We start from the raw sequence: 12,670 nt of genomic DNA, 5'->3' as shown, positions 1-12,670 counted from the left end.
TAAGCACATGAAAGGGAAAGTATGTTGTTTATTACTGCTCGGATTTTTCGGAATAAACAGCCAGGCGACAGAGCTGGTTTATACCCCAGTAAATCCGAATTTTGGTGGTAATCCGCTAAATGGTAGTTTTCTGCTGGGTGTGGCAAACGCGATCAATGATTATAAAGCGCCCAAAGAAGATTCATTGCTAGATGAGCAATCCGATCTGGAGCGGCTGGCGTCCAGTTTAGAATCCCGGTTGATTAGCCAGTTGCTTTCCGATGTAGGTAACGGGAACACCGGGCAATTAGTCACGGATGATTTTCTGCTGAATATTGTTGATAACAACGGTACCCTGATGATTCAAATTACAGATAAAGAAACAGGGGAATCATCAACTATTCAGGTTAATGGCTTAGTGCCTGATATGTAAGGAGATAGGCATGAAAGTCGTTATAATGCTGGTTTGTGCACTGGTACTGAGTGGCTGCAGTCAATCCATGAGAATTCCTGAGATAGACAGAGAGCCGACATTGATGCCCAGAGGTGCAACGTATCTGGATTTGACCTCTCTGCCTATGCCCAGAGGCCAAGTATTTGTGTCGGTCTACGATTTCAGGGATCAGACGGGTCAGTATAAACCGCAGCCAAACAGTAACTTTTCTACGGCCGTTCCTCAGGGTGGTGCTGCAATGTTGACTACCTCTTTATTAAACTCTAAATGGTTTATACCTCTTGAGCGTGAGGGCCTGCAGAATTTATTGACCGAAAGAAAAATAATTCGTGCTGCACAGAATAAGCAAGAGATCCCTAAGAACCATGGTGATCATCTTCCTTCGCTTATGGCTGCAAATATCATGATTGAGGGTGGAATCATTGCTTATGATACGAATATTCAGACAGGTGGGGCGGGCGCTCGGTATCTAGGTATAGGCATGTCTTCACAGTATCGCTCTGATCAGGTATCTGTGAATGTCAGGGCTATTGATGTACGTAGTGGTCGCGTATTGTTAAGTGTGACAACCAGTAAAACGATTTTATCGCAGGAACTGCAAACGGGTGTGTTTAAGTTCATAGACTACAAGGATTTATTGGAAGCGGAACTGGGTATTACAACAAATGAACCTGTGAATATTGCTGTAATGTCAGCGATAGATTCAGCAGTAATACAGCTCATTGTCGATGGTATCAAGACCAATATGTGGCAGTTAAACACCTCATCTGATATCAATAATCCAATTATTCAGAAATATCTGAATGTTACTCAGCCAATCATTTAACATTGAAATGAAATGAATAAACGCCCACCTGGGCGTTTTTTTTCGCTAGTAGAAAATGATCGAAAAGAGAGTATTGAAACCTGCAGCATAGGAAAACGCTACTCACAGAGTAAAGTGAAACGTATTTTTAGTTGGTAAAGATATTGTTTTTATGTGATAAATTTGCTTTAAGATGTTTTTTTATTATATGTGAAGACTGTTTTTCTATTATATTTCATGTGGTTATGTTTTGTGGGTGAAATATTTACTAATATAAAAGTGCTAGCAAAAAAAGTAATAGATTCATTAGTAAGTTTATAGAAATTGAATAAATAAATACCATAATAAATTTACAAGATGACATTGATTCAGGTTGCAGTAATGAAGTCACAAGAAATCAATAAAAGTGTTTTGTTAATCTGTGGCGCATTATTTTGTTCCAGTGTAAATGCCCTAGATTTAGCAAGAAATGAATTTGGTTATTATAACACGGAATTGGATGGCATTGATGGTAACTCATCATTAGTCGAGTTATCAAATGCAACGAACAGCACGGTTGTTATTCGTCAGAATAGTCCTCAGGGTTGGAAAGGAAATAAGGCGATAGTGCGACAGTCGGGTAATAATAACGTTGCAGTTGCTCATCAAAATGGTGTGAATAACCTGGCTTATTTAGAACAAAATGGAGATGATAATATTGCAGCTATTTATCAGAATGGTTGGAATAACAAAGGAATGATTATCCAAAACGGTAACGATAATTTTGCAGCGTTGGTACAAAAAGGTAACAACTCTCGCGAATACATCAACCAGCAGGGTGATGGCAATAAAGCTGTAGTGGTAGAAAGACCTGGAGTGAGTTACTCGGGATATAATATAAATCAGTCGGGTAACGAACAAATATTAATAGTAAACGGAATGAATAAAAATATTTCTGTCCATTAACACAATTAAAGGAAACAGTCATGAAAAAGTTAGCAGTATTAATCTCAACAATTTTAATGTCTTCTGGTGCAATGGCGGCTGATAACTACTCGTATACTGAAGCGTCTGGCGGCAGTGACAATAACATGGAAAATGTTACCCAAGTTTCAGATGGGTACTATGGTGAAAACTCCTCAGTTACAAAATTCCAGTATGACTCAGATCATAACAGTGTAAATATCTATCAAAAAGGTAAAAAATTAGAATCAACTGTTTATATTGGTGGTTCTGATTACAATGAGGTAGATGTCTCACAACATGGTTACAGAAATGATTCAGATGTCGTTATTACCTACGATTCAAATAACAATGACGTAGATGTCGCTCAATATGGTGGCCGTAACTATTCTGATGTGAATATTACTTGGGGCTCTGACCATAATGAAGCCGAAGTTAAGCAAGGCGGACATCATAATGACGCTGACATCAACATTTGGAGTTATGCTGATTACAATAAAGCAAAAATCAGTCAGCATGGCTCTTATAATGATGCTGAGATCAATATTGAATCCGGTGACTACAACAAAGTGAAAATCAGTCAACATGGCTCAGGTAATACAGGTGATGTTGATTTGATTGGTGGTGGTGTTGATTCTAACACTGTACGCATGAACCAGTATGGTGATGATAACACTGCATACGTGAACATGTGGGGCAGTGCGGAACATAACTTGGTCGATATCGATCAACTGGGCGATGATTCATTTGCTAAAGTGAACATCTCAGGTTATTCCGATTACAACACTGTTTATATTAACCAATCGACTAATGATGTTGCTATCAAAGAAATCAGTGGTAACTCTGATGGCAATACCTTTATCCTGAACCAGTTTTAATTAGCTTATGCACTCAGAAAAAATGATAAAAGCGGCGGCTTTCGCCGCTTTTACTTATCTCCCGATAACAGCCCTGGCGCAGAATGATTTACCGGTTGATTTGTCTTGTAACGTTCAGGCTCAGAACATTGCTTTACAGATTACAACGCACGCTAACCAGTCTGTTGCGATATTGCTGGAATCTGCTGGCGGCAATCGCATGAGAAGCACGGTCAGTGGCTCGAGCCGCTCTGCAATGATGTTGAGCAAGACACAATTTCCCGTCACTATCACGGTCGATGCTGCGGGCAACACCTCTGTCCTGACAGTGGCCGACGACTGCCAAGTCATACAACAGACACCTCATTCCTGAGGTGTTTCATCATCCAATAGCATCTTAGTTTTCCTTATAGTAAGGTGCGCTTCCCTGAAGTGTGCGCTGATACATGCCGGAGTTGTTTGGCATAATGTCTTCGGCATGGTGCAGGTTGAATTCGTTTATCGTTGCGCATGGCTATGTGCGAGAGTGCACAGAATGTTATCGCTTTACGCATTAAGCTCTCATTCCGATTTTAAAATTGCTATTATGTGAGGCTGATTCCGATTCTTGCCCTGCGAAGAGCGCCTTTATTGGCTAAAGAGCAGGGGAATTGGCCGTAATCTGTTTGTTGTCATACAGGCGGCAGAGGGATCGCGTCAGAAAGATCACGGGAACATAAACGCTCTGACGCTTTATGCGTCGCTGGGTTTTCGGCGCGATGAAAATTATGATCACTATTATTTGACTGTGTAGCAGTAACAACATTAATGCTTGGTTAATACTATGTATATTCAGAAAGTTATGCCTAATCGTGATGACGTCCGAGGGATCCTCAGCGCGTCCGATGCTTATATGTATAGTCTGTACCCACCTGAGACGAACAACCTGGAAAGTGAGGAATCCCTCATGAAGGACAATGTTCATCTGGTCGGCGCCTTCGTACGCGGCGCATTAGCCGGTATTGGCGCGGTGAAAATGATGGATGATGACGGGCAGTACGGCGAAATCAAGCGTATGTTTGTGCTGGATAATTACCGCGGTCTGGGGATATCCCGGCAAATTATGGAGGCATTGCATCAGTACCTTAAGCATAATGGTATCAGCATTGCCCGTCTGGAAACCGGTGTGAATCAGCCTGAATCCATTGGTTTGTATCAAACCATAGGTTATCGGGTTTGCGAGCCTTACGGTCAGTATCAGGCGCATCCGCTCAGTATTTTCATGGAGCTCGACCTGAATTCACTGGACGGTTAGTCGTTCTGATGTCGAATTATGGTCACAGCACCTGCCAATTGGGGCTGTGACCTTTTATTGCCATGTAATGATCCGGAAAAAGCCGGATACGTTTTACTCCAGCAAGCAAAAACATATTGATGCCGATGATAACCGCATTTAGTTTGCGGGTTGTGATGGGCATGAAATATCCCCAAAAGGGTACGAATCAGTCCCTCATCTGTATTTCTTCTGTGAAAAGTGAGAGTTAGTGCAATCAATCAGGCTTAGATCCTTGATCTGGTTCTCTACAACAGTAATGCTACAAAGCTGTGTGCAACTTGGCTCAGTGCATTGGTGTGTAATTGATCCTGCGAACTGTTGCACCTGTATAAACACAGTATAAATTTGTCCAAGGAAGATCATGCTTATCAAACGGCCAGGCTCCCGGTATCAGCTTAGTCCATTTACCGCACAGGACTATTCATTACTCATGGATTGGGTAACGGATGAGGAGTTTAATTTACTGTGGGGAGGGCCTGTGTATCAGTTTCCTCTGACCATAGAACAGATTGAGAAACATATTGCCCGTCCCGAAGTCCATCCCTATTTATTTCAGGTCGAAGGTCAGACAAAAGGCTATATCGAGTTATACCAGTCGGCACCCAAACATTGCCGGCTTTGTCGCGTATTAGTGGCGAATGAGTCGGACCGTGGCAAGGGCTATGGTCGGATGCTGCTGGATATGGCGGTGGAGAAAGCTGAGTTTGAGTTTGGTGCCGAGGTGATATCACTGGCAGTGTTTGAGCACAATTTTCGTGCAGTAAACTGTTATCGTGGTATGGGCTTTGAAACGTATCAGGCTGACCGGGCGACCCGCGTTTTCAATGGTGAGCCCTGGACTTTGCTGCAAATGAAGAAGTTATTGTAACTATCCGGTTCGGCTTGCAGAGACACTCAGTGCTACTCTCAATAAAGAATGACGAATACTCTTTTGGTTGCGGAGCCAAAGTGCCCAGATCGGGATATTGGCTCAGCAGCCCGCTTCGCTGCCCAACGATGAGGTATGCCCATGAGCTTGGAACAATTCAAATATGTCAGCTATATCGCGGCAAAAGATACTGACGTCTGGAATGCTTTGCTGGACCCGAAAATGACCCAGCAATACTGGGGGCATGTGAATGAGTCTGACTGGAAGGTGGGCAGCCGCTGGGCGCATATTCGGGCTGACGGATCTGAAATTGAGGATGTGACGGGAAAAGTGCTGCTTATTCATCCTCCTCACCATTTAGTGCTGAGCTGGCAGGAAACCGGAGGACACCATGGTGTGATGCATTCATCTCAGGTGAGTATTGCACTGGAAAATCTGGGTGAAGACACCCGGATAACGGTTATTCACAGTGATTTACAGTCGGGTTCGCTGAGTTATCAGGATGTCAGTGAAGGTTGGCCTGCGGTGATCAGTAATTTAAAAACCCTGCTGGAAACTGGCCATGTGATGGCCAGTGATATTTGGTCAGCCAATTAGTTTGCGGTTACTGGCGTTTGGTAAAGCCAGACGCGGCATCAGAAGCGGGGTGTTCCAGGCTGGTGATTGGGTATGGGTGCTCTGCTTTAAATTGCTGTTTCATTTCATACATTGCAAAATCAGCCTCCTGCAAAAGCTCTGACAGGCTCTTGCTGCCTGGAGTGTACACGCTCAGGCCGATACTGGCTGAAAGTGATAACTCACGATGGAGGAGCTGAATAGGGATTTTGAGTACATGATCCAGTGTATTCAACAAAAAGTTAGACACATACGCTTGATTGACCGACTGGGGAAAAACCTGGATCACAGCAAATTCATCCCCCCCCATCCGGGCCACATACATGCCATCATGTGTCAGGTTATCAAGTCGTCGCGCTATCGTTTTTAGCAACTGATCCCCGGCACCATGCCCCAGCGTATCATTCACTTCTTTGAACCCGTTCAGGTCAATCAGGAAAAACGCAAACTCTTTGCCGGATTTCTCCAGATCTTTTAATTTTCTGTTGAGCCAAAGTCGGTTATGTATGCCGGTTAAGGAGTCATACATCGCCAGTTGATGGTGTGTTTTCGACTCTTTCATCAGCAAATAGATCATCATGATGCCGATCAGCAGGGTGGAGAACAGGGAGGCGTGAATTAACCAGCGCAGAGAAATAAACCTGTCCAGTTTTGAGCGTAATACATTGTTGGTGAACAGAAATGTTTTCAACGCATAGCTCATCAATTGATCGTAATTATCTTTGAACGTCACGGTCAGTTCAGCCACATTCTGTTTGGAGAGCTGTTGCAGCGAAGCTTCGTAGCCTTTAACGATTTGATAATGATGGTTGAAAGACTGCAATGAACCAAAGGTGCTGTGAAGGCGGTTCACCTGGCTGTTCACCTGAATGGAATTAAACCGGCTTAACAGTATCTCATACTGAAGCAGCACATCCTGATTATCAGCCCGCCCGGCTTCATAACTCTGCAGCTGGTATATTAGCTCACTGTATTCATCGCTCAGTTGCATCATGAACCAGCTGGCCAGATTCTGGTCTTTACTGACAGACTCAGCATTGGACTCTAAAGAGCTGACCGACACGAAAGTAAACACAATAAGCAGGGGGGCCGCAAAAAAAAGCAGCTTTTTCATCAAGGGCATCCCGGCTAAGTGAAAAACTTTTAATGATTTCAAGGATATCACGTCATGGCACCACATTAATTTCGTTTATCTGCCAGACCATTTTTTCTAAAAAGCCCTTATCAATCAGGTTCGGGTACGTATCCAGTGAAAAAATAAGCCAGAAGGGGTCGTAATCACGTACTCTCATCCATTCATCATTGTGACGTACCGCCAGTACAGGTTGATATGTTTCCATATCTTGCCAGTTCAATTCGGCGGTAAATTTATTCAGGGCTGTTAAATGTATGGTGCCGGGTTTCAATTGATAATGGTTTAGCAGTGCTTGCAGGTTAACACCGGAAAATGTTGCCTTGCCATTAACCCAAGGCATGGAGGTGGTGATGGATTCCTGAGGAAGGCTGGCGATATCGTCTTGTGTCAGGAGGACTTCTATGGGTGCACTTTCCGCCGACAGTCCTTTGAGCGTTAATGGTGGCGGTGTAAGAGCAAAAACAGGAAAAACAACAACAAAACCAGCAAATAGCAGGCCTGCTCTTAGGGAATTGAATAGGGGTGAAATATACTTCCTTGGAATCACATATCCCTCATATTTATGTGTCATTAGGGTGTAAATACAAAGATAGCTATATAAAATCGCAAAGCAATACTTTTATCGCATGAATGAATGTCAGGGGGTTGTTTCACTTTTGAAATGAATTGGGCTGATATGTCTGAAATTATGACTAACTTGGTGTTATCTTTCGGATTGTTTGTCTTTATCAGTATAAACGTCTGACTGTATTGTGTGACCTTTGTTCCAAAGATGGTATTTGGGAGGCGATTGCATATGGGAAGTTACCACTTAAGTTTATTACCACGCAAAGAAATCAGATGTCAAAGTGTGTTTTTTAGACATCTGATGTTATTACCGGCGAACCCAAGTAAAGCGCTTCAGCTGATGTCACTGGCGTTGTTGATCTTGCCGGCAGGACAGGCAGATTAAAGTAACGGACTGAACATATAAAAGCATTGTTCAAGAAATTTATGGCCTAAAGAACGCTCACGCCATTTTGCCGGATCAATCCGAGTGGACTGTTTGATATATTGTTGCTGCAAACGTGCCAATTGCTCTGTGAAGACGGGATTATCTACCGCAAGCGTGACTTCAAAATTCAGCCACAGACTGCGCATGTCCAGATTGACTGTGCCAATCAGGCAATGGGTATCATCAACGACAACTGATTTAGTATGGAGCAGACCGCCCTTAAATCTGTGAATAAACACACCGGCATTCAACAGTTCGGCAAAAAACGATCGGCTGGCCCATTCAACCATGACAGAGTCGTTTTTGGCGGGAATGACAATGTGAACCTCTGTCCCTCTTTCTGCGGCACTGATCAGCGCATGTAACAAGTGCTCGCTGGGCACAAAATAGGGGGTAGTGATAACGACGCGTTCTCTGGCCTGGTAAATACTGATTAACAGAACCTGATGGATGATTTCATCTGGCATGCCGGGTCCGGATGGAATCACCTGAATCATATCAATGTTGCCATCAGACGGGTTTGCGTCGCATTCTGGAACAGGGGGCAAATAGCGTTGCCCGGTTTCGACTTCCCAGTCCCAGGCCTGAATGCAATTGAGCACTGAAACGGCTGGCCCTGTGACTCGCACCATCACATCAATCCATTGGCCCACACCGGCGTCTGTTTTGAAAAAAGCGGGATCGACCAGATTCATGGAACCTGTGTAGGCAATCTCAGCATCGATGACAACAATTTTACGGTGCTGCCGGATATCCAGTCTTCGCAGGAACATACGTAACGGGCTGACAGCCAGCGCTTCTGTTAATTCGATACCGGCATGCCTCATCAAACGCGGCCAGTGGGAGCGGAAGAAACGCATGCTGCCGGCGGAATCCAGCAGTAATCTGACCTTAACACCGCGTTTGGCTGCAAGAATTAATGCCGTCGCCACTTCGTCGGCCAGACCGCCCGGATGCCAGATGTAAAATTCCAAATGAATAGCGCGATGGGCCTGTTGTATGTCTGAAATCAGCGAGCGCAGAATGGATTGCGGGGTGTCCTGCAATGTCATGCTGTTACCCACCAACGCCGGAATGCCGAGGCGATTCTGACACAAGTCGTGAATAGGTTTGGTATGCAGGTTCATCAGTTGCGGCTGATGCCCGGGGCAGTTGTACAGTTGCTTAAACCAGTTGGCGAAAGGCTCAAACATTTCTTCGGCACGTAATGCCCGTTTTTTGCCAAGATTGAGCTCACCGAACATGAGATAGGCAATGATGCCACCAATAGGAATGATGTAGATAATCATCAGCCAAGCCAGTGACACACCCACCACGCGACGTTTGAATACCACCCGCATAGTGACAGCCGCAATGGCAACCCAATAGATAAACAGGCTGAGCCAGGCTAAGACTTGATAAACGTGATCCATAAAAGTGGTTTGTCTCTTTCTATATGCATACCTGCGCTCTATTTTGCACCCGAATCTCAGTAAAACATAGGGTTAAGCGAAAACTTGACACACTTTATATTGCAGCATGTATCAATAGTGAAGGCGTATTACGGCAAGAAATGGCTTATCTTGTAAGAGCCCCTTGTCATTTGAGTATCGAGTATGGCGAACAGAGCGCAATTCAGCTCCCGAATTGGATTTATTCTGGCTGCAGCCGGCTCCGCGGTCGGGTTGGGTAATATCTGGGGCTTTCCGACGCAAGCGGCCAGTAATGGCGGCGCGGTATTTCTGATGGTTTATTTGCTGATGGTCTTTGCACTGGCTTATCCCTTGTTGGTGGCTGAACTGACTATTGGACGCTACGGCAGTGCCGATCCCATTACTTCCCTGCGTAAAGTCTGGCCGCAGCAGAAAGCCCTAATGGGGCTTGTCGGGCTGGCGGGTATGATAGCTGTATCGCTGATACTGAGTTTCTACGCGATTGTTGCCGGTTGGCTGCTGGGGTATTTGCTGGCACCGATTTGTGAGGTGGTGGGACTGGTTTCACTGGCGCACTGGTTAGAAGCTTTTGGCAATGGCCGCAATCTGATACTCATGCTGGTTTTTATGTGGCTGACTGTAATGGTAGTAAAGAGCGGGGTCGCCGATGGGATCGAAAAATGGTCAACCCGCCTGATGCCTGTCCTGCTGCTGCTGTTCGTTGTCATGGTGATATATATACTGACGCAGGAGGGGGCTTGGGCCGGGCTGAGGTTGTATCTGGTGCCGGATTTCAGTCATTTGTCTCCCAAGCTGATTGTCAGTGCGATGGGACAGGCGTTCTTTTCTCTTTCTCTGGGGGTGTGCACTATGATGGTGTACGGCTCGTATCTGAGTAAGTCTGCGAATTTACCGAAAACAGCAGCGCAGGTCGCATTGCTCGATACCGCCGTTGCCTTTATCGCTGGGCTGTTGATCCTGCCTGCTATGTTTGTGGCGCAGCATAACGGCGTGGTGATTTACGACGAGAGCGGGGCATTACTGGCATCAGATACACTGGTATTCAGTGTGCTGCCGACCATGTTCGACACCATGGGGCCTGTGGGTATGATTGTCGGTATCCTGTTTTTCGTGCTGATGATCATTGCAGCGCTGACCTCTTCCATTTCTATGCTGGAGGTGCCTGTTTCTTGCGCTATTGAAGAGCTTAACCAGAGTCGCAGTACTGCTGTCTGGTGGATAGGTGGCTTAATCTGTGCCATCTCGGCTGTCATTGTCTTTAATTTTGACGCTTTGTTCGGCCGGGTAGTAACTATGACCACAGCCTATGCGCAGCCGATTATCGGTATGATTTTCGCGCTGCTGGTGGGGTGGGTCTGGTACAGAGACAAAGTGTTGCAAGAAATCCGTAAAGGCTATCCGACCGTTGAGTCGAGCCTGTTCTGGCGGATCTGGCCATGGTATGTGCGTATTGTCTGTCCGGTTCTCATGCTGCTGGTCTTTTTCCTTCAGTAATGGATGACATCACAAGACTGGCGTCATGCGGCAGAGCGGGTATACTGCCGCTTTCCTGAGTCAACTGAACTGCGAACCATGTTTACACTTCTGCATCAAAGCCCGGATTTCCTCGTTATTTGCAAACATGCTGGCGTGAGCGTGCATAAAGATGACAATGATCAGCCATTGCTCGCGGAAGTTGCTGCGGCAACCGGTGATAAACAGCTGTATCTGATCCACCGCCTGGATAAGATGACATCCGGCATTTTGCTGCTGGGTCGTAACGCGAAAGCAGCGTCTGAATTGTCGGGTAACTTTGCCCGTCGTGAAGTGCAGAAGTTTTATCTCGCAATCAGCAGCAAGAAACCCAAAAAGAAGCAGGGCACTGTGATTGGTGATATGAGCCGTTCACGTCGTCGCAGCTGGAAACTGGATTCGACACGAGAGAATCCGGCGATTACCCAGTTTATTTCAACGGCCGCCGGTGATGGCCGCAGGCTGTTCCTGTGCAAACCCTGCACAGGGAAAACCCATCAGATCCGGGTGGCGTTAAAAAGTGTGGGGGCCGGAATCACCGGTGACGACATTTATGGCCAGGAAGAGGCTGACCGGGGATATTTACACGCATTTGCCCTGCAGTTTACCTTTCAGGGACAAGTCTGCCGCTTTGTCTGTTTGCCTGAACACGGCTCGTTATGGCAAGTCGCGGAAGTGCAGGCAGCCCTGTCCGGGTGGTCAGCACCCTGGGATATTCCCTGGCCTCAGTTACCTTCAGGGCTGGTTAAACCGCGCGTTGACTAACGCCGTTACCGCTATCCGTTTAGATTTATCATTCATTTCATACTGGTGATCCATGGACGCTTCTGCTTTACCTCTGTTCTGTCAACATTTGCTGTCACAACTGGCTTCTCCTCCTCATGAAGTACGCCGGTTATTTCATGGCCGGGGCCGGCGCTGGGCCGGACTGGAACAACTGACGGCCGACTGGCTTGACGGTCAGGTACAGATATCACTGTTTAAAGAGCAGGATGCTGATTTCCTGGCAGCTTTGACAGCTTTGCTTCATGAACTGGTACAAACGGACACCTGGCAGCAATCGGGCGCAGTGTCGCTTTTGGTACAGCATCGTGACCGGGCGGGCTCGCCGATGGAAGTGATCTGGGGGGAGCTGCAAACCTGGCAGCAAGTGACGGAAAACGGCCTTAAGTTTCAACTCGATTTGGGTCAGAAGCAAAATAACGGTCTGTTTTTGGACATGCGTTATGGCCGCCAGTGGGTCAGGGACGCGGCGAAAGACAGCAAAGTACTCAATTTGTTTGCCTATACGTGCGGATTTTCTGTTGCCGCCATTGCGGGCGGTGCGGAGCATGTGGTTAACCTGGATATGGCCAAAGCGGCTCTGGGGCGCGGCCGGGATAATCACCGGCTTAACGGACACGATCTGAACAAGGTGAGTTTTTTAGGGCACGATATCTTTAAATCCTGGGGCAAACTGAAAAAGAACGGGCCTTATGATCTGATTATCATTGACCCGCCGTCATTTCAGAAAGGCAGTTTTGCACTCACGAAAGATTACGCCAAAATTCTGCGCCGTTTGCCGGATATGCTGACAGCCGAAGGTAAGGTGCTGGCCTGTGTCAACTCGCCAGCCGTGTCACCACAGTTTCTGATTGATGGTATGGCAGAGGAAGCACCAGGGCTGAGGTTTATAGAGCGTCTTGATAATCCGCCTGAGTTTGAAGATCTGGATCATGACAGCGCCCTGAAGGCCATGGTTTTTGCCCGATAAATAAAAAT

14 protein-coding genes are annotated in these 12,670 nt (G+C 46.1%); 11 read left to right on the top strand and 3 right to left on the bottom strand.

Features of this window, described 5'->3' with window-relative positions; genetic code table 11:
- Positions 1 to 7: 7 nt before the first annotated feature.
- From D6M16_RS07270 to D6M16_RS07235, 8 genes are all read left to right on the top strand, one after another.
- Entirely contained in the window at positions 8 to 412 is a 405-nt protein-coding gene (locus D6M16_RS07270) for a curli assembly protein CsgF (protein ID WP_120511227.1), read from the top strand.
- A gap of 10 nt (positions 413 to 422) precedes the next feature.
- Positions 423 to 1,259: a CsgG/HfaB family protein gene (locus D6M16_RS07265; RefSeq protein ID WP_120511226.1), complete on the top strand. Its 837-nt coding sequence runs from the start codon at positions 423 to 425 to the stop codon at positions 1,257 to 1,259.
- Between the two features lie 360 nt (positions 1,260 to 1,619).
- Positions 1,620 to 2,183 carry a curlin subunit CsgB gene (locus D6M16_RS07260; RefSeq protein ID WP_162940950.1) on the top strand — a complete coding sequence of 188 codons (564 nt, stop codon included), beginning with the start codon at positions 1,620 to 1,622 and terminating at the stop codon, positions 2,181 to 2,183.
- Between the two features lie 20 nt (positions 2,184 to 2,203).
- Complete coding sequence (locus D6M16_RS07255) at positions 2,204 to 3,058, top strand: hypothetical protein (RefSeq protein WP_120511224.1); 855 nt, start codon at positions 2,204 to 2,206, stop codon at positions 3,056 to 3,058.
- Between the two features lie 22 nt (positions 3,059 to 3,080).
- On the top strand, positions 3,081 to 3,410 hold the full coding sequence (locus tag D6M16_RS07250) for a hypothetical protein (protein ID WP_162940949.1): 330 nt from the start codon (positions 3,081 to 3,083) through the stop codon (positions 3,408 to 3,410).
- 450 nt (positions 3,411 to 3,860) lie between these two features.
- Positions 3,861 to 4,331, top strand: a complete 471-nt coding sequence (locus tag D6M16_RS07245; protein WP_120511222.1) for a GNAT family N-acetyltransferase — start codon at positions 3,861 to 3,863, stop codon at positions 4,329 to 4,331.
- A 382-nt stretch (positions 4,332 to 4,713) separates the two neighbouring features.
- Complete coding sequence (locus tag D6M16_RS07240) at positions 4,714 to 5,220, top strand: GNAT family N-acetyltransferase (protein WP_120511221.1); 507 nt, start codon at positions 4,714 to 4,716, stop codon at positions 5,218 to 5,220.
- Positions 5,221 to 5,361: 141 nt separating this feature from the next.
- On the top strand, positions 5,362 to 5,817 hold the full coding sequence (locus D6M16_RS07235) for an SRPBCC domain-containing protein (RefSeq protein ID WP_162940948.1): 456 nt from the start codon (positions 5,362 to 5,364) through the stop codon (positions 5,815 to 5,817).
- Positions 5,818 to 5,824: 7 nt separating this feature from the next.
- Here D6M16_RS07235 and D6M16_RS07230 read toward each other — a convergent pair whose 3' ends face one another.
- The 3 genes from D6M16_RS07230 to cls form a co-directional block, all read right to left on the bottom strand.
- Entirely contained in the window at positions 5,825 to 6,949 is a 1,125-nt protein-coding gene (locus D6M16_RS07230) for a GGDEF domain-containing protein (protein WP_162940947.1), read from the bottom strand.
- Positions 6,950 to 7,001: 52 nt separating this feature from the next.
- Positions 7,002 to 7,517: a putative pterin-binding protein gene (locus D6M16_RS22170; protein ID WP_162940946.1), complete on the bottom strand. Its 516-nt coding sequence runs from the start codon at positions 7,515 to 7,517 to the stop codon at positions 7,002 to 7,004.
- A 401-nt stretch (positions 7,518 to 7,918) separates the two neighbouring features.
- Positions 7,919 to 9,376 carry a cardiolipin synthase gene (gene cls / locus D6M16_RS07220; protein WP_120511217.1) on the bottom strand — a complete coding sequence of 486 codons (1,458 nt, stop codon included), beginning with the start codon at positions 9,374 to 9,376 and terminating at the stop codon, positions 7,919 to 7,921.
- 183 nt (positions 9,377 to 9,559) lie between these two features.
- Here cls and D6M16_RS07215 point away from each other — a divergent pair, with 183 nt between their 5' ends.
- The 3 genes from D6M16_RS07215 to D6M16_RS07205 all read left to right on the top strand — a co-directional run bounded on the left by D6M16_RS07215 (position 9,560) and on the right by D6M16_RS07205 (position 12,662).
- Entirely contained in the window at positions 9,560 to 10,891 is a 1,332-nt protein-coding gene (locus D6M16_RS07215; RefSeq protein WP_120511216.1) for a sodium-dependent transporter, read from the top strand.
- Positions 10,892 to 10,969: 78 nt separating this feature from the next.
- Positions 10,970 to 11,674, top strand: a complete 705-nt coding sequence (locus D6M16_RS07210) for a TIGR01621 family pseudouridine synthase (protein WP_120511906.1) — start codon at positions 10,970 to 10,972, stop codon at positions 11,672 to 11,674.
- Between the two features lie 52 nt (positions 11,675 to 11,726).
- Positions 11,727 to 12,662, top strand: coding sequence for a class I SAM-dependent methyltransferase (locus D6M16_RS07205; protein WP_120511215.1), 936 nt, complete (start codon positions 11,727 to 11,729; stop codon positions 12,660 to 12,662).
- Positions 12,663 to 12,670 lie beyond the last annotated feature (8 nt).

This window comes from Photobacterium salinisoli (genome assembly GCF_003614885.1).
In the GTDB taxonomy this organism is placed as follows: Bacteria; Pseudomonadota; Gammaproteobacteria; order Enterobacterales; family Vibrionaceae; genus Photobacterium; species Photobacterium salinisoli.
This window is presented reverse-complemented; position numbering and strand designations above follow the sequence as displayed.